This window comes from Paenibacillus lactis (genome assembly GCF_017873605.1).
GTDB lineage: Bacteria > Bacillota > Bacilli > Paenibacillales > Paenibacillaceae > Paenibacillus_AQ > Paenibacillus_AQ lactis.
Map to the genome: position 1 here is coordinate 55,557 of NZ_JAGGKI010000015.1, position 21,866 is coordinate 77,422.

At 53.0% G+C, this 21,866-nt stretch carries 19 protein-coding genes; 13 read left to right on the forward strand and 6 right to left on the reverse strand.

Annotation, left to right across the window (positions count from 1 at the left end):
• Positions 1-126: 126 nt before the first annotated feature.
• Together J2Z18_RS23020 and J2Z18_RS23025 are read left to right on the forward strand one after the other, a co-directional pair.
• Positions 127-915 (forward strand): glucosamine-6-phosphate deaminase, encoded by a 789-nt coding sequence (locus tag J2Z18_RS23020; RefSeq protein ID WP_007131538.1) that lies wholly within the window; start codon positions 127-129, stop codon positions 913-915.
• Entirely contained in the window at positions 908-2,200 is a 1,293-nt protein-coding gene (locus J2Z18_RS23025; protein WP_050954067.1) for an N-acetylglucosamine-6-phosphate deacetylase, read from the forward strand. Before J2Z18_RS23020 ends, J2Z18_RS23025 begins: the two co-directional genes overlap by 8 nt.
• Before the next feature lie 92 nt (positions 2,201-2,292).
• Here J2Z18_RS23025 and J2Z18_RS23030 read toward each other — a convergent pair whose 3' ends face one another.
• Both J2Z18_RS23030 and J2Z18_RS23035 read right to left on the reverse strand, forming a co-directional pair.
• Positions 2,293-2,982 carry a hypothetical protein gene (locus tag J2Z18_RS23030; protein ID WP_138919351.1) on the reverse strand — a complete coding sequence of 230 codons (690 nt, stop codon included), beginning with the start codon at positions 2,980-2,982 and terminating at the stop codon, positions 2,293-2,295.
• A 133-nt stretch (positions 2,983-3,115) separates the two neighbouring features.
• Entirely contained in the window at positions 3,116-4,072 is a 957-nt protein-coding gene (locus J2Z18_RS23035) for a helix-turn-helix transcriptional regulator (RefSeq protein WP_007131541.1), read from the reverse strand.
• Between the two features lie 242 nt (positions 4,073-4,314).
• On the opposite strand from J2Z18_RS23035, the gene J2Z18_RS23040 reads away from it, so the two are divergent.
• Positions 4,315-4,803 (forward strand): DinB family protein, encoded by a 489-nt coding sequence (locus J2Z18_RS23040; protein ID WP_007131542.1) that lies wholly within the window; start codon positions 4,315-4,317, stop codon positions 4,801-4,803.
• 182 nt (positions 4,804-4,985) lie between these two features.
• On the opposite strand, the gene J2Z18_RS23045 is transcribed toward J2Z18_RS23040, so the two are convergent.
• From J2Z18_RS23045 to J2Z18_RS23055, 3 genes are all read right to left on the reverse strand, one after another.
• Positions 4,986-6,434 carry an erythromycin esterase family protein gene (locus J2Z18_RS23045; RefSeq protein ID WP_007131543.1) on the reverse strand — a complete coding sequence of 483 codons (1,449 nt, stop codon included), beginning with the start codon at positions 6,432-6,434 and terminating at the stop codon, positions 4,986-4,988.
• A 161-nt stretch (positions 6,435-6,595) separates the two neighbouring features.
• Positions 6,596-6,790 carry a helix-turn-helix transcriptional regulator gene (locus J2Z18_RS23050; protein ID WP_007131544.1) on the reverse strand — a complete coding sequence of 65 codons (195 nt, stop codon included), beginning with the start codon at positions 6,788-6,790 and terminating at the stop codon, positions 6,596-6,598.
• A gap of 23 nt (positions 6,791-6,813) precedes the next feature.
• Positions 6,814-7,323 (reverse strand): DUF6773 family protein, encoded by a 510-nt coding sequence (locus tag J2Z18_RS23055; protein ID WP_007131545.1) that lies wholly within the window; start codon positions 7,321-7,323, stop codon positions 6,814-6,816.
• Between the two features lie 450 nt (positions 7,324-7,773).
• On the opposite strand from J2Z18_RS23055, the gene J2Z18_RS23060 reads away from it, so the two are divergent.
• Together J2Z18_RS23060 and J2Z18_RS23065 are read left to right on the forward strand one after the other, a co-directional pair.
• Complete coding sequence (locus J2Z18_RS23060) at positions 7,774-8,697, forward strand: putative RNA methyltransferase (protein ID WP_210095429.1); 924 nt, start codon at positions 7,774-7,776, stop codon at positions 8,695-8,697.
• Between the two features lie 113 nt (positions 8,698-8,810).
• Complete coding sequence (locus J2Z18_RS23065) at positions 8,811-9,230, forward strand: VOC family protein (RefSeq protein ID WP_210095430.1); 420 nt, start codon at positions 8,811-8,813, stop codon at positions 9,228-9,230.
• 98 nt (positions 9,231-9,328) lie between these two features.
• On the opposite strand, the gene J2Z18_RS23070 is transcribed toward J2Z18_RS23065, so the two are convergent.
• On the reverse strand, positions 9,329-10,378 hold the full coding sequence (locus J2Z18_RS23070; RefSeq protein ID WP_210095431.1) for an S-layer homology domain-containing protein: 1,050 nt from the start codon (positions 10,376-10,378) through the stop codon (positions 9,329-9,331).
• A 377-nt stretch (positions 10,379-10,755) separates the two neighbouring features.
• Here J2Z18_RS23070 and J2Z18_RS23075 point away from each other — a divergent pair, with 377 nt between their 5' ends.
• The 8 genes from J2Z18_RS23075 to J2Z18_RS23110 all read left to right on the forward strand — a co-directional run bounded on the left by J2Z18_RS23075 (position 10,756) and on the right by J2Z18_RS23110 (position 21,865).
• A complete protein-coding gene (locus J2Z18_RS23075) occupies positions 10,756-11,664 on the forward strand; it encodes a hypothetical protein (RefSeq protein ID WP_028405814.1) in 909 nt (302 codons plus the stop codon).
• A 369-nt stretch (positions 11,665-12,033) separates the two neighbouring features.
• Entirely contained in the window at positions 12,034-13,074 is a 1,041-nt protein-coding gene (locus tag J2Z18_RS23080) for a LacI family DNA-binding transcriptional regulator (protein WP_007131550.1), read from the forward strand.
• 427 nt (positions 13,075-13,501) lie between these two features.
• Positions 13,502-14,875, forward strand: a complete 1,374-nt coding sequence (locus tag J2Z18_RS23085) for an ABC transporter substrate-binding protein (protein WP_007131551.1) — start codon at positions 13,502-13,504, stop codon at positions 14,873-14,875.
• 66 nt (positions 14,876-14,941) lie between these two features.
• A complete protein-coding gene (locus J2Z18_RS23090) occupies positions 14,942-17,893 on the forward strand; it encodes an extracellular solute-binding protein (RefSeq protein WP_007131552.1) in 2,952 nt (983 codons plus the stop codon).
• Between the two features lie 13 nt (positions 17,894-17,906).
• Positions 17,907-18,875, forward strand: a complete 969-nt coding sequence (locus tag J2Z18_RS23095; RefSeq protein WP_007131553.1) for a carbohydrate ABC transporter permease — start codon at positions 17,907-17,909, stop codon at positions 18,873-18,875.
• Positions 18,876-18,880: 5 nt separating this feature from the next.
• Entirely contained in the window at positions 18,881-19,792 is a 912-nt protein-coding gene (locus J2Z18_RS23100) for a carbohydrate ABC transporter permease (RefSeq protein WP_007131554.1), read from the forward strand.
• 10 nt (positions 19,793-19,802) lie between these two features.
• Positions 19,803-21,248, forward strand: coding sequence for an NHL repeat-containing protein (locus J2Z18_RS23105; protein ID WP_007131555.1), 1,446 nt, complete (start codon positions 19,803-19,805; stop codon positions 21,246-21,248).
• Positions 21,245-21,865 (forward strand): Yip1 family protein, encoded by a 621-nt coding sequence (locus J2Z18_RS23110; protein ID WP_007131556.1) that lies wholly within the window; start codon positions 21,245-21,247, stop codon positions 21,863-21,865. The genes J2Z18_RS23105 and J2Z18_RS23110 overlap by 4 nt, the downstream gene beginning before the upstream one ends.
• Position 21,866 lies beyond the last annotated feature (1 nt).

The window sequence follows — 21,866 nt, forward strand, 5'->3', positions numbered from 1 at the left end:
GTATAGGGGAAGACTCAGCATGCCGGGAAATGCATGTTCTGAGCAGGTTCTTGCATGCAGGGGAATTAGCCATAATGGGAGAAGTCTTCCAAGCTAGGGAAGTGCACAGATGAAGGAGGTGGGGATATGCACGATCAATCTTTCGGGCTCGTGAATACGCAGGTGAAGGACCGGCTCAAGGTCCGCATCTATGACAGCCGCGAAGCGATGGGAATGGCGGCGGCGGCCGATATCCGCGCTGCGATGCAGGAATTGCTGGCCGCAAAGGAACGTATCCGGATGGTGTTCGCCGCGGCTCCTTCCCAGAATGAATGCCTGGAGGAGCTGGTCCGTTCCGAGGGGCTGGACTGGAGCCGGGTGACGGCCTTTCATATGGATGAATATATCGGGCTTCCGCAAGCTGCACCGCAGCGGTTCGGCACCTTTTTGTCCGAGAAGCTGTTTGACCGGGTTTCCCCCGGAGCCGTGCATCTGCTCGACGGCTTGAATGATCCGGATACGGAGTGTCAGCGGTATGGCCGCCTCCTGGCTGAAGCGCCGATCGATATCGTGGTTCTCGGCATCGGCGAGAATGGGCATATTGCCTTTAATGATCCGCCGGTTGCCGATTTTGACGATCCGGCGCTCGTGAAGCCTGTCGAGCTGGACGAAACATGCCGCCTGCAGCAGGTGAATGACGGCTGCTTTGCCAGCCTGGATGATGTCCCCAAGCGGGCGCTTACGCTGACGATACCGGCGCTTATGTCGGGGACGCAGCTGTTTTGCATCGTTCCTGGAGCAAGAAAGCGGCACGCCGTGGGGAGAACGTTAACCGGTGATATTAGCGAGGCTTGCCCGGCCAGTATTCTAAGGCGTCATCCGGACTGCACGCTGTATCTTGACCGGGACGCCTATGGGGAAGGTCTCCATGACTAGTAAGGCGCTTGTCCGCGACGGCCTTCATTACGCAACCGGCGAACGGATTCGAATTACCATAAGTAGCGAAGGTCGCATTACAGAGATATTTACAGAAGATGGCGTTGGCCGAATAGAAGAGATGTCTGCAGACGGCATAGACAGCAAAATTTCAGGGGCGGCGTCAGCTGAAGCTGGCAGCGATGGCGGCGAGGCTTTGGCCACCTACGGCGAGCATTCGGTTCGCGGCGGCGACGGAGAGGTTTGGATCGCGCCGGGACTGATCGACCTTCAGTTGAACGGCGGGTACGGGATTGACCTTAACTCGCTCCCGCTGACAAGCGAATCCGTCATTCGGCTGACGCGCCGTTTGTGGGAGACGGGGGTAACGACGTATTACCCGACCGTCATTACGAACGGCGACCGGGAGATCGAAGAGCTTGTAAGCGCCATCGATCAAGCCTGCCGGGAGGAAGCGCTGACAGGGAAGAGCATCGGCGGAATTCATCTGGAGGGCCCTTTCCTTTCGCCGGAGGAAGGGCCGCGCGGAGCCCATGATGAACGGTATATCAGGCCGCCCGATTGGGAACTGCTGCAGCGGTGGCAGGATGCCTCCGGCTCCCGGATTCGCATCCTGACCCTGTCGCCGGAGTGGCCGGAAGCACCGGAGATGATCCGCCGCTGCGTGCAGAGCGGCATCATCGTTTCCATCGGGCATACGGCGGCTACGCCGGAGCAGATTCGCCAGGCCGCACTGGCCGGAGCAAGCATGTCCACCCACTTTGGCAACGGCGCGCATCTGACGCTGCCGCGGCACCCGAATTATCTGTGGGAGCAGCTGGCATTGGATGAGCTGTGGTGCGGCTTCATCGCCGACGGTTATCATGTGCCCGATTCGGTCATTAAGGTGCTTCTCCGGGCCAAAGCGGGGAAAGCGCTGCTGGTCAGCGATGCCGTCTATTTAAGCGGCATGGCACCGGGAAGCTACCGAACGCATATCGGCGGCGAGGTGGTGCTGACCCCCGAAGGAAGGCTCCATCTGGCACGAAAGCCTGAGCTGCTCGCTGGATCAGCAATGATGCTGGCCGATGCCGTTCAGCGGCTTGCTGCATCGGGTCTATGCTCATTTGCCGAGGCCTGGGACATGGCTTCCAGCGCGCCGGCCAGAGCAATCGGACGGGAGAAGCTGTACGGGCTTACTAAAGGAGCGCGGGCGGATTTCGTCATGTTCGAGCGGAATGGAGGAAAGATCCGTATTGTCGAGACCGTACTTGGAGGCGTGCCGGTGTATCAGGCGAGCTCCTGAAATCCCGCTGGCGGCAGCCGCGGTTCCAAGCATGAATGGCTGATATTCTAATACAGGGGAGCCCTTCCGGGATGGAAGGGCTCCTTGCCTGATTAACGCTTGGGGTCACTTTCAGCTTGCTTGACTGCCGTGCCGATCTGCTCATATAAATCTTCGGCGGGTAGTCCCGAGATTTCATCAATGGCTTGTATATCTGTGAAATCACGCCGGAATGTAATCCGGTCTCCATTAGCGCTCATCGTTTCCTCCACGGCTAGAGCATTATAGTCAAGATGGCTTTTCCCCTCGGTATCCAGGCGTACTTGGAACGGAACGCTTGCAGGGAACAGCACGTCCCTAAGCTGCGATTTTGTCAGGAACAGCACATAATTTTCCTCTAATCGGATGGCATCGAAATAGGGCAGCTGAATTTTAGCTTCAATTACCTGCTCCTCCAGCGGATATTGAACCACCTCATACTTTGGAATCGCAATTTGAATCTGTCCGTCCAAATCGCCCAGCAGCTGCTCCTCTACGTCAAAAGTATAAATCTCGCTTACGTATCCGGGAGCCATTTCCCATGTCTCGACCGGCTTTATATATCGCCCCCGTACAATGTACTCGGAACGCTCAACGATGCCGGGAATATTCCCATTGACCGCATAGTCGCTTTCTACATGAACCTCAAAGGTTTGCGGTTCATTGGCGGGCTTGCTAACAAAAACCAAGGTTACTAGTAGAGAAACGGAAATGGCAGCGATAAGAAGTGCAAACATCGTCTTCCTTCGACTGGATCTGCTCAAAGGCAATACGCTCCTTAGGGTTCAGCGCGGTTACTGGATATTTCCTTTGCTAAGCTTAAATATATAAGCATCCTTAATGAAAAACAATTACAGCAATCAACGGAAAATATCATAAATAAACGAACTTTTACACTTATACACCCTGCCCATACTTCTCCGTAAGCTCTCTCAGAATATCTCTTATGCTGTCCACGAGCTCCTTGGGCTCCAGCACGACAGCCTCGTTACCCAGCCCGAGGAAAAACTTCGCGAAATAGCGCATTTCACTTGTAGGCACTTCCTGATCGAGCCGGCCGCTTCCATCGGGCTTCACGTCGATCCGGGGGACGGGGCATAATTCAGCCTCACACCGCTGTACGCCCTCTCTCGTCAGTTCGGCAATCATTCGGACATAGACGGCTTTTTCCGCCGCGAATTCTCTCCAGTTTCCCAGATGAATATAGCGGTGATCCAGCGGTTCTACCCCGCTCTCGTCGAAGGCGGCGGAATGCATGCGGTCGCAGCGGAACAACCGAAAGTCCCCGCGCATAAAGCAGTAAGCGGGACAGTACCAGAAGCCGTTGCTGGCATAAATGCCGACAGGCTGGATGCTTCGCTCCGACAGGCCCTGCTTGGTCTCATATTGGATGCTGACGACCCGCTGCTCCACGGCTGCATCCAGCAATACCCCCAGGAATGCCGCCTTCTGCTTCCGGGTATGGGTTAGAAAATCGACCCGGTTCTTCATCTCGTCAATCCGGTCACGCACATCGCCCGGCATGTAATAATAAAATTTCTGGAGCGCTGCGGACGACTCGGCTTCGAAGGGAAGGAACAAATAATGGCGAAGGGCGTGGCTGGCAAAAAACATCGCGACCGCTTCCTCCTCGCTAAACGCGATCGGCGGAAGGATGCGTTCTCTTAGCACTTGGTAGCCGCCATGCGGACCTACCTCCGAGTATAGCGGGACGCCAAGCTCGCTAAGCTCTTGCAGGTCCCGCAGGATCGTACGGGCCGAAACACCGAATTGGTCGGCCAGCTCCTTCACCGTAAACTTTCGCATCCGATTGACGGTCATCATCAGTTCGATCAGCCGCTTGGATTTCGACATGGGATCAGCTCCGTTTTTTTGAATGACTATGACAATAGTTGTCACTATTATAGCCTATACTTGTATCATAACCCTAGAGAGAGCAGAATGGAAAATGATACAACATAGCGCGCAGGACGCTACTGAGTAATGATAACCATAACGGCCTGCGGTTGCCGGAAAAAGCGATGCCACGGCTGCGCCTTCCTGTCGCTGAATCTCTTTCCATTATCATTCAAACTAAAAAGCAGGAGTGAACGCCCATGAGTCAACTGGTTGAAATGAAGCAATTGCTGTTTGAGGAGCTGGAGCATATCGTGAAAACCTCCTCCAATCTCATCATGAAAATTTCGGACAAGGATTGGGATTACCGTCCTGCCTCCAATATGCGATCGCTCCTGGAGCTCGTCCATCATCTGGTGTCGGTTCCCGGAGCCGATCTGTTGATCATGCGGGAGAAGCCTGAAGAAGAGGTGCGCCAGCTTGAAGGGGCCATCGCTGCAGACGGCGGCGACAAGGACAAGCTGATCGCATGGATGAACAAGGGGCTGGCCGACTTGAAATCGTATATGGACGGCCTGTCGGATGATGACTTTTTGCATAAAAAGACGACGCCATTCTACTTGGAGCATGGCTCGGCACAAGCCAAATGGCTGATCGAGGTCGTGACGCATGCCCAGCATCACCGGGCTCAAATGTTCAATTACCTCAAAGCCCAAGGCTATGAAGTGAGCATGTTTGATTTGTATTAATTACACAGCAGCTGTGAAGATGATCTTGGGACACCGTCCATAGGTTCGGGCGGTGTTCTTTTGCATTGGTTCAGACCGGGGAGGTAACAAAAATCCCTCAGAATCCGGCATGCGTCATGCTTTAAACCAGACTCTAAGGGATGTCGTGTTGGAATAAGATTATACAAAAATGCCGATTTCTTTTACTCGTCCTGTGTTGAAGCTTTGGATGAAGCGGTCGATCTCAGATATTGGGGCGGATTCACGTCATCGATCAACAATATGCCGTCGTATTGATCCCGGGCGATCAGGCTCTCGGGAATCATGCCCCAGCTGTACGCGAAGCGGGGTTCAAACATCCAGGAGTTTCCGGATTCATGGCTGCGATAGCGAAGATCCATGAAGGTATATGGAGCTCCCGATGCCGCTAGAATCGATTCGACCGATCCCGGCTCCGGCGGCAGCACGTCATGGACGGCACCCGTATTGTCGGCGGTTTTGCCGCTGGCCGGATAAAGACCGATTACATAGCTGTATTTTTTCACCTCGTCCGACAGCATCTCGCCCATCAGTTTAACCGGGTACGGGGAGCCCATCACTTCGGTCTGGGCCTTGCGGATGTGATCGTTATGTCCCCAGACGATGAATTTTTCCGTAGGATATGCCTCGGTGGCAAGCCACATGAGATTATCGTGCATTGCCTGATCCCGCCATTCCATCGTTTCCAGGAACGGCATATAGTCCCCTTTTTCCAAGGCAGCAGTGGATTCGATGGACAGCTCCACATATTCCTCCGCTACCCGGATTCGGTCGCCTAGAGCTCTCTCCAGAAGGAGGGAAAGCTTCGGATTGTCAGGGTAGAGCTGCTTGATATGGGCCTGATTCGCCTCGGTTTTCAATGCTTCCTGAGCTTCCTTGTACACGCTGATCAGATGTTTTTTCTCTTTGCGGTATGCGGCTGCGTCCGTAGCTACCGAATAGTCGGACAGCTTTTTGTCGGCATCCGCAAGCCGCTTCGCGAGAGCTTTATCCTTCAGCCATCCTCCGTCAAGGAGGGGGAACTGGAGCTGCATGTCGAACCCGGTCAGTACAAGCGGTTGTTCGCTGTTATGCGACGCTTTGATGTAATCGAACAACGGCAGCGTTTCTTTGGACCACCAGACGCCGAAAATCGAATCTTTCATCGTCTGCTCAGCGCTGCGGCCGCTGACTTTTCCGTATGCGATGGAGGCAGGAGCCAGCCCGCTCTCGAATGCCAATACGTTGTATCCCATCTCCTGATGGAGGAATTGGATCAAGCGCGTCTTGGCGAGATTGAATTCGGCTACGCCGTGGGAGCTCTCACCAAGGAACACGAAACGTTTGTCATGCAGGAGCGGCTTCAGCATTTCCAGATCTTGAAACGAGTCCGGCTTGCCGTCCGGGCCAACCGGCTGAATCGTATCAAGCTTATAAGCATGATCCGCAGCCCAGGCCTCCCATTCGGCAATTTTCTCTTCATGGGTTCGGGCTGGCCGGATTTCCGTCACCTTCCCCTGAATGGTGTCAGGGGCGGCTGCTTGAGCGCTCCCCGCATAAGACGCTGTGCCTCCAAGCAGGACAGTCGCCAGCATTAGCGCGGTAAAAGCTTTTCTTGTCTTATGTAGTGTCATTTCGAAAGAGTTCACTCCTTGGTCTTTGGTTTATTCAAGTCGTTCATTCGATCGACGGTTCAAAGGGCCGAAGCACGGCAGTTTACGGCTTTAATAGTCGCGGCATCCCCTCCTTTCAAAAGTCATGAATGTCTTGACGAATGTACGGGTTTCCCCATAACTCATTCATCCCAGAACAGGTCGTCCAGCGTACGGGACAGCGCCTTGCATATGGCAATGCAGAGGCTGAGTGAAGGGTTGTATTTGCCGAGCTCGATCAATCCGATCGTTTGTCTCGATACCCCGACGATCCGGGCCAATTCTTCCTGCGAGAGATCCTTTTCCACCCGGGCCATTTTCAGCTTGATATTTTTCATGCAAAATCACCTTGTCTCCCTTCTTATGAGTCCAGTTGGTCATTTTGCGATATTTTTCGGCTCACTCGATTCGCGAAATGGTGAATGGCCGTCATCGTTCCAGCAAATAGCGGGATGTAGAAGATTAGCGAAAACAGGAATACGGAAAGGAAATACTTCCAAGCGGTCTGACTGCTGCCATCCCCATATACGACGGCGCTTCGTATCCCTAAGATGAGGGCGAGGATCAAGCCGATGGCCAGTCCGGAAATCGCCGTGCGCCGGCTAAACGACATTTTGTTGCGCTGGTCATGTACCTCCACCTCATCGGAGTATATCCCCATCGCCACGCTTCGGATGCTAAAGTACAAGCTGCCTCCCAGGATGACCAGCATTTCGGTCAGAACGGATCCGCGGTCCGGTAAAAACCAGGTTTTGATTACGGCCGAAACGCTGCAGATCAGCATGATCAGAATATAGGCCTCTTTATAAATGCTGTTTTTCAGGTTGACGATACGTTCGTCATCGACTGCTTTCTTTTTAAACCAATTCATTTGTGTACGGCTCCTTTCTAGTAAAAGACAAGTTCGTGCGTTTATTACTTATCCGTATTCTACAGCTATAGATGTCATTATGCAATATATATATGTCATTTTGTTAAAAATAATAATCATGCATGAGCTTGTCCATCCACGTAACTGCCAATTCGTTATATAACGATTTCATCATGATAGCAGAAGCGGAGCCCTCATTTTTTGATCCGTTTTGCTAATTTGTTGTTTAGATTCTATCCGCTCTCCAATTGTGATAGAATTGGCTATAGGGCAATTTTGTCCTCTTTAAATTAAGGGAGGCTTCGTTATGATCTATTACATTCGGTTGCGATAATCAGAGGTGCAGATTTAGAGATAGGCCCGGTCCAATTTTTTGAAAATTATGGGACAAGGGTTTATTTTGCTGCACCTTTATTCATCGACTAATCGAATGGAAAGGGTGGAAACGAAATGTCCCGTTATAATTCAGAGGAGGCATTAACCAAAGCAAGTTTGGTTGCTTCCCAAGAGCAGCTGTTTCGCTGTCCGATCTGCAAAAGTTCGATGCGCGTCAACCGGCTGTCCAGCCTGGACTGCAGCAACGGCCATTGCTTCGATATTTCGAAGCATGGATATGTCAATTTGCTGCCGCGTCCTTCGAAGAGCAAGTATGATAAATCATTGTTTGTTTCGCGCAGCATGATCAGTAACAGCGGTTTCTTCGATCCGCTGATCGAATATGTATGTGATCTATTGATCCGCAGGCGGGAATCGCATTCCGAGATTCAGACTTTACTGGATGCCGGGTGCGGCGAAGGCTCCCACCTTCGGTCAATTATTAGCAATTTGGAGGAAAGGCCTGGCCGCAAGCGCTATTTAGGAACCGGTATCGATATTGCCAAAGAAGGGATCCTGCTGGCTTCCAAGGCTTCGCCGGACCTGGTATGGTGCGTAGCCGATCTGGCGAACAGCCCGTTTGCTGACCGTCAGTTTGATGCTATCGTGAATATATTGTCGCCTTCCAACTATGCTGAGTTCGGAAGATTGCTGAAGGAAGATGGCGTGCTGATTAAGGTCATTCCAGGGAAGTCGTATTTGCAGGAGCTTCGTGAGCTGTTATATGGCAGGAAGAGCAGGGAGCGCGATTCGAGCGGCCATACGATCGGGCTGTTCAGCCGTTACTTTGAGCTCATCGAAACCAAAGAAATTCGATACCGCAAGAGACTGAGCCCCGAGGAGAGCTCTCTTCTGGTACAGATGACGCCATTGGCATGGGGTGCTTCCCCGGAGTTGAAAATGTCGGATAACCTTCCGAGGGAACTGGAAGTCACGGTGGATTTCACCGTGCTCTACGGCAAACCAAAGCCTGTTCCCGCTGCTGAAGAGAGCATTTGAACCAAGCACATTGTAGGGAATATAAACCAGTTTTGCCCCCGTTGCTAAAACGGCAAGGATTTGGCGATAATGAAAGTCGATACGTACATTGAAAAAAGGTAGGTGGGTCCACCATGACACTGCGTTTGAATCCATACATTATCCTGGATGGAAATGCGAAGGAAGCGATCCGTTTTTATGAGCAGGTACTGGGAGCCGAGACCGTGATGATTCAGACATTTGGCGAAATGCCGGCAAACCCTGATTTTCCGCTGCCTGAAAGCGCCAAGGACCGCATATCCCATGCACTGCTGAAGGTGGGCGGCAGCGAGCTCATGTTCTCGGACACGTTCCCGGGCCAGCCCGTACAATCGAGCAATCAGGTTCAGATTTGCATCATCTCGCAATCGGCAGATCATTCGAAGCGAATTTTTGAAGCTTTGCAGGAAGGCGGGAAGATTGGCATGCCGCTGCAGGAAACGTTCTGGAGCCCGGCATATGGCATATTGACGGACAAGTACGGGGTGACATGGAATATTTCCACGGAATCCTGATTTCCGCAACAAGCATGACGAAGACCCCCTGGCGGTAAGCCAAGGGGTCTTCGTTCGTTTTTCATATCAATTGGGAATCAAGTTAGACAGAAGGTGCTTTACGCACGCGACCCGTCCCACCATTTGTAATAAATAAGCACATGACCGGCCGGGCTCGCGACGAGCGGATCGATGACCAGAGTCTTGCCGCTGACTTTCAGCTCAAGCGCCTTTTTATTTTTCTCGGCTGCATCCACCTTGGCCAGGAAGGGTGAATCCGCCTCGAAGCCGTATAGGCGAAGCAGGTCAAGCAGCATGCTGCGCTGGGTCTTGTCGGCTGCACTCGACAGCTCGATACCGCTGAAGCCCATAATTTGAGGCTCGAACTGCACGGATACGGCATAGTCCGTCTCTCCGCTTTGTTTCGTACTGGTCATGACGATTTTGTTCTGGCCGTCATCATAGATTCGGTAACCGCTGTAGTTTCCGAATACTTTTTGGCGAATGACGAGATACATTTCATCGCGGAACAGATCCCAAGGCGTCGGGAGCGCGGGAAGCATCGCTTCGGCGCTTGGTGCAGCCGGCCGGTCATATAGATTGGACATGCCGCGTTCCGACAAATTACGAATCAGCTGCAGAACCTCCGCACGGGTAATCGTACCGCTGCCGACATATCCCTCAATCGTATTTTCTCCTTTAATCCGGCCTTGGGCGTACTTTTTCCCCAGAACGTATTGAATGGCCTGATTGCCTGAATAATTGACGCCGTCGGCGCTTGCGATCAGCTCGGCCACATGGGCGCGCGTTATGTATTTGCCTCGCAGGCTTTTGTCAGCAAAGCCATGCACCGGATAGTTCTTAAAGTGCAGATAATTATAGTATTTATCCGACCACAGCTCGGTTAAATAGGTCTCCTGCAGATCTTTTCCCGTAATGCCGACGACGAGCATCCGGATAAACTCCGCTTCGGTTACGTTTTGGTTCGGCATGAACATGCCGTTCGCATACCCGTTCACAATGCCCTTATTGACGCCCCACTCAATGGTCGTTTTCGCCCAGTGGTTATCGATATCACGGAAGGTTACTCCTGCGAAAGCGCTGCCAGCACCAGCGATTAACGAAACAACCAGGAGTATTGGCACACATAATGCCCGTAACTTCAACATCTGTCAACCTCCATCATTATTTGCTAAATTGCTACAGATTCCATTGTATAGGCCTATTTTTCGACCGGTCAAGCGATTCAGGCTGCTGCTAATCAAAGATGGTTAGTTGTAACTAGCTTGCTTCCGATTCATTACTAAAGGACCATAGGACGAAGGATCGGGATGATGGGATCTTAAATGAAGGGAAGACCGTGCCGAACGAAAGGGAGAAGCTGTGTCCTGATGAGGAAAATAGACAGCTCGATATGTCCTTGTCCGAGAAAGCGGTTTCCATGCATCCTAGTCTGAAAGTCAGTGGGTCGTCATGCCTATTGGAAGGCAACTTTCGATTAAGGTACAATAGCCTTTGGTATATATTAGGAAAAGAGGCGATTGTGATGAGATTCATGCGGAAATGGCTGCTCATGGTCTGCGGCCTTTTGCTTGCAGTCTCCAGCATGATGCCGCTGACGGCGCATGCGGCGGACCAGAAATGGATTAATCAGGTATGGAATGATTACAAAGCGTACAATAAGAAAACCGTAAATGCTTATAACAATTACCAAAAGCAAATTGATAAGCAATATAAGCAGTTCTATGATGCTTCCCATGCGTCCTTGGATCAATTGGAAAAGACGCTGCTGGACGATCAGAAGCTATGGAACGAGAAGCTGGAGGCGGATCTCGAGCAGTTAAAGGCGAAGTATGAGGGAAATCGGGATATCCAGGATAAGCTTCGTGAGTATGCCCGGGAGATCAATCCCACCTCGATGAGAAGTTCGATGTGGAAGTATGTCTCGGAGGCGAAACGACATTATATGAGCAGCACATTGTGGAAGCTGGATAAGGAAATGAGCGATACTTATCTGAACAGCATGATGTGGACCTACAAAAAAACGATTACTCCGACCTATTTGAACAGCGCGGCATGGAAAATGTCGAAAAATGTCAATGAAAATTATTTGAATAGTCCGATGTGGAAGCTGAAAAACGGCTCCAACGCGCATTATCTGAATAGCCCGATATGGAAGTATAAAAAAGGACAGATCAGCAAGTCAGCCGCCAAGAGCCAGTACAGCAAGCTGTTTAAGACACAGACTGCTGCCCTGTCCAAGAGCAACGCAGCTCTGAAGCAGCAGATTACGGCTATGGCAAGCGGCACGGAGAAGAAGCTCGGCGAGCTGTATGCGGATTCGGTGAAATCCTTGGAAGCTCAGCGGGAAGAGACGCTGAGCCGAATTTCGAAGCTCCGTGCCGAAATTACGGGTGAGGGCTTTACTTGGGAGCCGCTGCTGATTAAAGAATAACAAGCGTCGAAACATGATCATTCTATAGTAAACGTATAGCCGCTTCCGGCGAGACTGTTAGACAGTCCTTCCGGAGCGGCTTTATTTTATTTTTTATCGATTTATCAAAAGGGCCGCTTATAGGCGAAACCACACGTTCATTCATGGGGCCGGATGAATGCTGGTGATGGCCTTTAGTCCTCCCCCCTCATACGTCCCAAGTCATATTTTTTATGAAAATGAAAACAAGAAAATGCAGGATATACTTTGACTTGCAAGCATTTCTCGAATAGTATTATGAATGTAACCTAACAAAAACTAACACAAATAACACGCATAACACACATGGGTTGGTACGGTTCTACAAATATGCTTAAGTAGGTTGATACGATGAAATCAAAAGTAACCATTCAAGAAATTGCGGATTTTACGGGCGTGTCCAAATTTGCGGTGTCCCGTGCGCTATCCGGCAAGTCGGGCGTCAGCCCGCAGACAAGGGAAATGATACTGAAGGCTGCCGGGCAGCTGGGGTATTTCAAGGATCAGCCCGGACATACGGCCGGTCGTTCCGAGCTTCAGGATCCGGAAAACCGTAAATGGGCAGGGGCTGTTCTCGTCCTCTTCCCTAACGTGCGGTACCAAAATCGGGAGTCTCTGTACTGGGGGCCTGTCTTCGACGGGATCTCTACCCGTTTAAATCAACGGGGCCTTGACATTCTGACACTGACCGAGCCGTCTAATGACCATATGTTCTCGCTGTTGAACCCGCAGGGCCTGCTCGGGATTGTCACCGTAGGCTCCGTGTCGACGCAAAATTTGATGGATATCAAAAAATTGAACATTCCCGTCGTTATGGTGGATCATATGGACCCGGCATTTCAGTCGGATACGGTGTTCACCGACAATTTGTACGGCATGCGGCAAATGATGACCAAGCTGGTGAGCCGGGGATACAAGAAGTACCAGTTCATTGGCAACATAAGCGATGCGCCGAGTTTTTATGAGCGGTATCTTGGGTTCACATCCGTGCTGGCCGATTACAAAATCGAGCATCGTCAAATCCCCGAGCTGATCAGTCCCGAGATTGACCAGGATCTGGCAGCAACGTTGAGCAAGGCTTTAGCAGGTCAAGAGCTGCCGGAGGTGTTCGTATGCAATAACGACATCACGGCAATGTTTGCGATGGATATTTTGAAGCAGCGAGGAATCGAGGTTCCGGGGGATGTACAATTCACCGGATTCGACAATACTTATGATCAGCTGCCCATTCTGGCTACGGTCAATATCGACAAGGAATTGCTCGGAATGAGGGCTGTAGATCAATTGTTGTGGCGGATTACGAACCCGGATTCCGGTTACGAGAGGATCCTGATCCAGGCTGACGTCATCGTCAGGGATCTTCAGCAGCCTTCCCGGGGAGAGACCGATTAGATTATAGCTCCATGGGGTGTATACGCATGGCTCCGATGCGGATTGAAGCATCGGGGCCTTTTTATATTCATAACAAACAAATAACATTTTAGGGGAATGGATGGTGGGAAATCAAGTAGGCGGAAAAGATGTCGATTCCTTGTGTTTAAAGGGGTTTTAAGGCGATGACGACATATTTCAACATACAAAATGAGTTGATTATTAATAACTAGAATGGATTATAATCGAAAAATATTAGGTTTGTTGTTATTTAAAAAATAATAAATATTGACGACTAGAAAAACTGATGTTATATTTTTTGGCAAACATAGATAACGGAATGGAGGGGGCATACCGAGGTTCAAGATGTTCCGTTTATCCAAAACCATCGCATCCGGGAACGACATCAAGTTAAATCGTGCTTTTACAAATAAGGGAGGTTTTTAAAGTGAGAAAAATGAAAGGGCTTTCTTTATTGCTTATCTGCTTGATGTTTGTCATCACTGCCTGCAGCGGCGGAGGCGGCGCCCAGACGGAAGCTCCCAAGACCGAGCCCGCACCGGCTGCGGAACAGGCGGGAAGCGAAACGCCGAAGGAAGAAGAGCCGGCACAGCCGGCGGCCGAGCCGGTTGACCTGGGCGGCCGAGTGATCAAGGTTGCCGCCTGGTGGGACCTGACGCCGGCGGGCAATACGGCCGACGAGAAGGCGCGCCTAGAGAAGATCGCCGAGGTCGAGAAGAAGTACAATGTCAAAATCGAGTTCGTTAACGTGCCCTTCGAGGAATATATGAACAAGTTTACGACGAGCGTGCTGGCCGGCGAGCCGTTTGCCGATATCGTGCAGCTGGAGTACAAGTCGGCTTTGCCTGCGATCATGAAAGGTCAGCTCCTGCCGATCAGCGAGTTTACGACCGATCAGAACAACATAAACAATGAGGCGAATCTGCAGATGAAATACCCTGCCATCGGCGGCGGCGAATACGGGTTCGACAACCCGATCTCCCTCGGGCTTGGGCTGCATTATAACCGCGAGCTGTTCAAGAAGCACGGTCTTCCGGATCTTCAGGAGCTGCATGCCAAGGGCGAATGGAACTGGGATAAGTTCATGGAGATTGCCAAACAGGCAACGAAGGATACGAACAATGACGGCAAGACGGACGTGTGGGGCTTCTCGGGCTGGGCAATCGACGCCGTGAAGCATTTCACCGCAGCCAACGGCGGGAAAATCGTCGACGATGCGAACGGCAAAGAAGGCTTGTCCGATCCGAAAACGCTGGAGGCCGCCGAATTCGTTAACCGTCTCTATAACGTCGAGAAGGTGGTCAAGGTGAAGAGCGGCAACAAGACGAACTGGGAAGAAACGAACACGTTCAAGGACGGAGATGTCGCCATGTTCCCGGCTGCGGAATGGATGCTGGGCGACGTGACCTTCGAAGTCGGCATCGTACCGATTCCGAACGGACCGCAAGGCTCGCCGGAGGCGACCTACGCGAATACGGCCGCTTCCGCGAAGTTCATTCCGAAGGGCGTCGAAGATCCGGCCATCGTCTATCAAATCTATGAAGAAACGTTCGACATCCAATCGACGGAGGAATATCCGGGACAGGACTACCTGGAGGGCATTTACACCAATCAGGAAGATATCGACATGATCCGCGAGCATATTGCGGGAACCGGCGTAATTACGGTTGACGAAGCGTATACGGATTATCCGACGGGTGCATTCATCGAGGACATTATCGTAAACAACCAATCCGTGACGGCGACGGCTGAAAAATACAAGCAGCAGGCGCAGGCCGCCGTCGACAAAATGGGCAAATAAGACGGATGGACGGGGGGCGAAGAGCGGCAGCCTAAGCCTCCCTTCTCCTGATAAGGGGGATGAACATTGACACGCCAATTGCAGCTGAAAAAATGGATGGGCAGACTCCTGATCCTTTTGTTGATCGTCGCGGCCCTGATGCTGTTCTTCAACCGGGGCAAGGATGATCCCGGCGAAATGCTGATCGGTGCTCCGGCGGAATGGAAGCTTGAACGTCCGGCCTCTTTGATACAGACCGGTGCTCAGGCCGGCAAAGCGATGCCCTACGTTCAGTATTTGTCGAAATATGAAGGTAGCGGTCGACCGGGACAAGAAATCATCATCCCCGCTTCCGAGTACAGCCGTGCAGAAGGCGGAGAATTCCGGAAGCTCGACCATTATGAAGGCAGGCCCGGCACATCGCTCTACACCGGCGAGAAGGGCGAGGTGGAGTGGAAGCTCCGAGTGCAGGAAGAGGGACTATACAATCTGTCCGTGCTGTATTACCCAGTAGAGGGAAAAAGCTCCTCGATCGAGCGCTCGCTTCGGATCGATGGCAGCATTCCTTTTCAGGAAGCCGCTTATTTACAGTTCGACCGGATTTGGGGCAATGCGAAAGACAGTGTGGACCGGGACAATCAGGGCAATGACCTTAGGCCAAGGCAAATAGAGCACCCCGCGTGGATCGAGGCGGTATTGAAAGATGCGGACGGCTATGAAACCGAGCCGTTTCTATTCTACTTCACGGAGGGCGAGCATACGATCTCGCTTACCGCCGCCAGGGAGCCGATGGTGATCCGGGAGCTGAGGCTGCTTCAGCAGCCGGAACCGCTTCCTTACTCCGAAGCGAGAGCCAAATACGAAGCCGAGGGAACACCGCAAACCGAGGGAATCCTGCTTGAGATCCAAGCGGAAGCGTCAACGGCCAAATCCTCCCCGACGCTGTATCCGCTGAGCGAGCGTGCAAGTCCGAGCGTGCGCCCGTACAGCGCATCCGAGGTACGGATCAATACGATCGGCGGCTTTAACTGGCGACTGCCGGGTCAGTGGATCGAGTGGGAGCTGGACGTGCCGGAAACGGGGCTGTACAAAATCGCCTTCAAATCCCAGCAAAATTTCGTAAGAGGGATATATTCCACGCGGAAGCTGACGATTGACGGGAAAGTGCCATTTGACGAGATGAATCGTATTCCGTTCCGCTTCAAGAACGGGTACCGAATGGATGTGCTTGGCGGCGAGGAGCCGTACCTGTTCCACTTGACGCGCGGGAAGCATGTGCTGCGCCTTGAAGTGAGCCTCGGCGAATTCGCTCCGCTGATTCACGAAGTGGAGGACAGCTTGCTGAATCTGAATGCGATGTACCGCAAAATTTTAATGATCACCGGCACCAATCCGGATGAGTTCCGGGATTATCGGGTGGAGCAGCGCATTCCTGAGCTGATTGAGACTTTGCAGTTTGAAAGCGACAGATTGAAAGCGATCGCCGCCCGTTTGGTAGAGCTGTCGGGACAGTCCGGCGATCAGGAGGCGCTGCTGAAGACCATGGTGCTGCAGCTCGATGAGATGATTGCCAAGCCCGACACGATTCCGCGCCGGCTGGAGGCATACAAGACCAACACCGGAGGCCTCGGTACATGGCTGCAGCAGGCCAGGGAGCAGCCGCTTGAGCTCGATGCCTTATATGTCGCTTCTCCTGACGTCAAGCTGCCGAAGAGCGGAATGGGGGCAGGAGATAAAGTAAAGCACGAGCTGAATACCTTTGCCAGCTCCTTCTTCATCGATTACAACAACATCGGCAATGTGACGGATGGGAAGAATCAGCATTCGATTACCGTATGGATCGGCAGCGGCCGGGATCAGGCGAATACGGTAAAGGCCATGATTGACGAGACCTTTACGCCCGAGACAGGGATCAGCGTCAATCTGAAGCTGGTCAACATGGGTACGCTCCTGCCCGCAACGCTGTCCGGTCAAGGACCGGATGTTGCCATGCAAATCGGCAACGACCTGCCGGTGAACTTCGCGATGCGCAATTCGGCGGCGGATCTGACGCAGTTTGCAGATTTCGATGCCGTTGCGGGCCGGTTCCGGGACAGCGCGCTGGTACCGTATCAATACCGCGGGGGCGTATACGCCCTGCCGGAGACGCAGACGTTCAACATGATGTTCTACCGGAAGGATGTGCTCGAGGAGCTTGGGCTGGAGGTGCCGGAAACGTGGGACGAAGTGGCAAGCATGCTGGCCGTGCTGAACAAGAACCATATGCAGTTCGGGCTTCCCGTCGTTGCGCAGGCGCCCGACCAGTGGACCACGCTGCCGCCAAACTCCATGTTTGCGGCCCTGCTCATGCAATCGGGGGGACAGTTCTACCGCAACCATGACCGGGAGTCGGATCTGGATTCGAAACCCGCGCTCGAAGCCTTTAAGCGATGGACCGAGTACTACACCGACTACAAGCTTGAGCGGGAGTATGATTTTGCGAACCGCTTCCGTACCGGTCAGATGCCGATCGGCATTTCCGATTACACGACGTATAATCAGCTGTCCGTCTTTGCACCGGAGATTCGCGGCGTATGGGGATTTGCCCCGATTCCCGGAACCGTACGAGAGGATGGAACGATTGACCGGACCGTACCGAGCGGAGGCAGCGCAGTCCTGATGCTCGAAGATGCGAAGGATAAGGAGGCCGCCTGGGAATTCCTCAAATGGTGGACCAGCGACATGACGCAGACGAACTTCGGGCGGGAGATGGAAGGATTGATGGGGGCCGCCGCGCGTTATCCGACAGCAAATATCAAGGCGCTGGACAGCCTGCCTTGGCCCGTGGCCGATTATGAAAATTTAAAAGCCCAGTTTGAATGGGTTCGGGGAATTCCGGAGGTGCCGGGAGGCTACTCCACGGGAAGACATCTGTTCAACGCGTTCTACCGTGCGGTGATCAGCGGTGTCGAGCCGCGGGAGGCTCTGATGGATTCTGTTCAGTATATTCATGATGAAATTCGAACCAAGCAAGAAGAATTCGGCGTGCCGGAGGGATAGGGGGGAATCCAAAATGCATAATGCCGGGCTTCAAGACCCTGAGACGGCGATGCCCGCCGCGGTTCGCCCCGTCAAGCCGCAAACCTGGCGGAGCCGGAAGCTGGCGGAAATCAAGGCCAGCAAGCATTCGTATATTTTGCTTGCACCATACATGATCCTGTTTACGTTGTTTACCGTGCTTCCGGTCGTCATTTCCATGATCCTCAGCTTCACGTACTTTAACATGCTGGAGTTTCCGCGGTTCGTCGGATGGGATAATTACACACGGCTGTTTCTCGAAGACGATATTTTTCTGATCGCACTTAAAAATACGCTTCTATTCGCTGCGATCACCGGGCCGATCAGCTATTTGGCATGCTTCCTGTTCGCTTGGGTCATCAATGAGCTCGGACCGAGGATGCGGGCCTTCATGACGCTGATCTTCTATGCGCCTTCCATCTCGGGGAACGTCTACTTCATCTGGCTTATGATTTTCTCGGGAGACCGCTACGGCATCATGAACGGGATGCTGATCAAGCTCGGGATCATCCTGGAGCCGATTCAATGGCTGAAGACGGAAGCCTTCATCATGCCGATCATCATTCTCGTGCAGCTGTGGCTAAGCCTGGGAACCGGATTCCTGGCCTTCATTGCCGGCCTGCAAACCGTTGACAAGACCTTGTACGAGGCCGGCGCGGTTGACGGGGTCCGCAACCGGTGGCAGGAGCTGTGGTATATTACGCTGCCGTCGATGCGGCCGCAGCTAATGTTCGGCGCGGTGATTCAGCTTACGACCTCTTTTGCCGTCGCCGACGTCTCCATTGCGCTTGCCGGATTCCCGAGCGTGAACTATGCGGCGGAGACGATCGTCACGCATCTGATCGATTTCGGCACGACCCGGTTCGAGATGGGGTTTGCTTCCGCGATTGCCACGGTGCTGTTCATCCTGATGGTCGGCACCAATCTGATCGTTCAAAAACTGCTGCGCAAGGTAGGTGAGTAGCACTCGTGAAAGCTGTATATGAACTGCCGAAGAAACGAAGCGGCCGCCTTCTAAGCCTATCGCTCAAGCGGCGCAGGAAGCGGGTAAACCGTTCTTTCATGGGCACCTTCTCCCTGTTTGCGCTCTTGGCGGTGTTCGGCGCCTTCATGGCGCTGCCGCTCGTGTACGCGATCAACAATGCGTTCAAGCCGCTGGACGAGATCTTCATGTTCCCGCCCACGCTGTTTGTCCGCAACCCGACATGGAACAACTTCTCCGATCTGATCAATCTGCTCGGACAATCGTGGGTGCCTTTCTCCCGATATATCTTCAATACCGTGTTCATCACCGGGATCGGCATCGTCGGGCATGTCATTCTGGCCTCGGCTGCGGCTTATCCGCTCGCGAAGCATCGATTCCCCGGGAAGACGTTTCTGTTTCAGGTCGTCGTACTGTCCCTCATGTTCACGCCGGTGGTGACGGCGACGCCGAACTACATGATTCTGTCGTGGCTTGGCATGATCGATACGTATTGGGCGGTCATTATTCCGGCATTCGCTTATTCGCTCGGCCTGTATCTAATGAAGCAGTTTATGGAGCAGATTCCCGATGCCCTGCTGGAAGCCGCGAAGATCGACGGGGCCAGCGAGTACCGGATATTCTGGTCGATCGTCATGCCGAACGTGAAGCCTGCCTGGCTGACGCTCATTATCCTGCTTTTTCAAATTTTGTGGGGGACCGACGGCAACGGCTTCATTTACAGCGAGCAGCTGAAGACGCTGCATTACGCGTCCAATCAGATTATTCTCGGCGGCATTTCCCGGGCCGGCGCAGGCGCCGCCGTGGCGGTCATCCTGATGAGCGTGCCGATCGTGCTCTTCCTGTTCTCGCAGAGCCGGATTATCGAGACGATGGCTACCTCCGGGATGAAGGATTAGGGGGGATAACATGTCAGCGAAACGATGGCTCATTTCGCTTGCGGCGGTCTCCCTGCTGACCGTCCTGATTCCGGGAACAGCCGCCGCCAGCGCTCCATACGAGAGCTATAACTACAATTATTGGGAGGAAGCAACGCCGGCTCCGGCACCGTATCTTCCGGTTCGCTCGGTTACGGGAACGGAGCTTGGGATCGGCGAATTCGCGGATCCCGGCGATATGCACGTGTCCGGCTCCGGCCATGTTTATGTGCTGGACAGCGGCAACGGGCGGATCGTCTGCCTGGACGACAGCTGGAAGGTGGTCCGCGTGATCGATTCCTTCATCCGGGAAGGGAAGGAGGAGACCTTCGCGAATCCATCCGGCATTTTTACGGACGATAAGGAACAGATTTATGTTGCGGATACGGATAACCAGCGGATCGTGGTGCTAAGCGCTGAAGGCAAGCTGATCCGGGTAATTGAGCAGCCGCAGTCCGACGTTCTGCCGCAAGGCTTTCAATTTATTCCGCTGAAGGTGACCGTGGACCAGGCGAACCGAGTGTTCGTTGTTGCCCGCGGGGTTTACGAAGGCATCATGCAATTCGAGGAGGATGGGACGTTCCTCGGCTATGTCGGCACGATCAAAGTGAAGCGCGATTACGGGGATTATTTCTGGAGGCTCATTTCGACCGATGCGCAGAAAGCGCAGATGCGGCTGTTTATACCGACGGAATTCTCCAATCTGGATATTGACCGTAAAGGATTCGTCTACGCCACGAACATCGACGTCGGATCGAAGGAGCCGATCAAGCGCCTGAATCCTTCAGGGGAAGATGTGCTTAAGCGGTTCGGTTATTTCCCGGTGGCCGGCGATATTTACTACCGGCGAGCCGTCGGCCCGTCGAAATTCGTGGATATCAAGGTGCTGGGCGACGGGATGTACAGCGCGCTGGATTCCACGCAGGGACGTATTTTCACATACGATGATACGGGCAATTTGCTCTATGTGTATGGCGGAATCGGCAACCAGTTAGGAGTATTCAAGACGCCCGCGGCAGTCGAAATGCTCGGGGAGCATCAGCTGGTGCTCGATCGAGGCAAGGGAAGCATCGTGGTGTTTGAGCCGACGGCATTCGGACAGAACGTCAATCAAGCGGTTCGCCATCATTACCGCGGGGACGATGTGGAAGCGCAGGCTTATTGGGAGCGGGTGCTCCAGCTTAACGCCAATTACGACATCGCGTACATCGGGATCGGGAAAGCGAAGCTTATGAAGGGGGAGAACAAGGAAGCCCTGCATTACTTCGAGATGGGGATGGACCGCAAAAATTACTCCGTCGCCTTCAAACGATACCGCCGTGAAGTAATGAAGGAGCATTTCGGCACCTTCTTGTCGGCAGCGACAGGCGCCGTGCTGCTGTATGCCGTATATCGGACGGTTCGACATCGAAACAAGAGGAGGGTGAAGGAGGCATGAGGCAGGAGTATTTTAAATTCCCTCTGCATTTGATCGTTCATCCCTTTGACGGATACTGGGATCTGAAGTATGAGAACCGCGGACGACTCGGCGTGGCGTTCTCCGTGCTGGCCCTTGTCGTCATCGCGAGCATCGTGCAGCGGCAGTATGCCGGGTTCCTCGTAAACTTCAACGATCCCCGGAGGCTCAACAGCTTCGATGAGCTGCTGTATATCGTGCTCCCGTTCTTTCTATGGTGCGTGTCAAATTGGTCGGTGACCACGCTGATGGGCGGGGAGGGAAAGTTCAAGGAAATCGTGCTCGCCAGCGCCTATGCGCTCATTCCGATGGTGCTGATTAACCCGCCGATGACGCTTGCAAGCCGGTTCATGGTTCAGGAGGAGACCGTGTTCTATTATCTCCTCACCATGGTCGCGACGATCTGGTTCATCGGGCTGCTCTTCGTCGGATCCATGACGATCCATCAATACTCGGCGGGCAAGACCGTTCTGACGATGTTCCTCAGCGTCATCGTGATGCTTATCATCGTGTTTCTTGGAACGCTTGTCTTCAGCATGATGCAGCAGATCTACACGTTCCTCGTGAACGTCTACCGCGAGATCATATTTAGACAGTAAA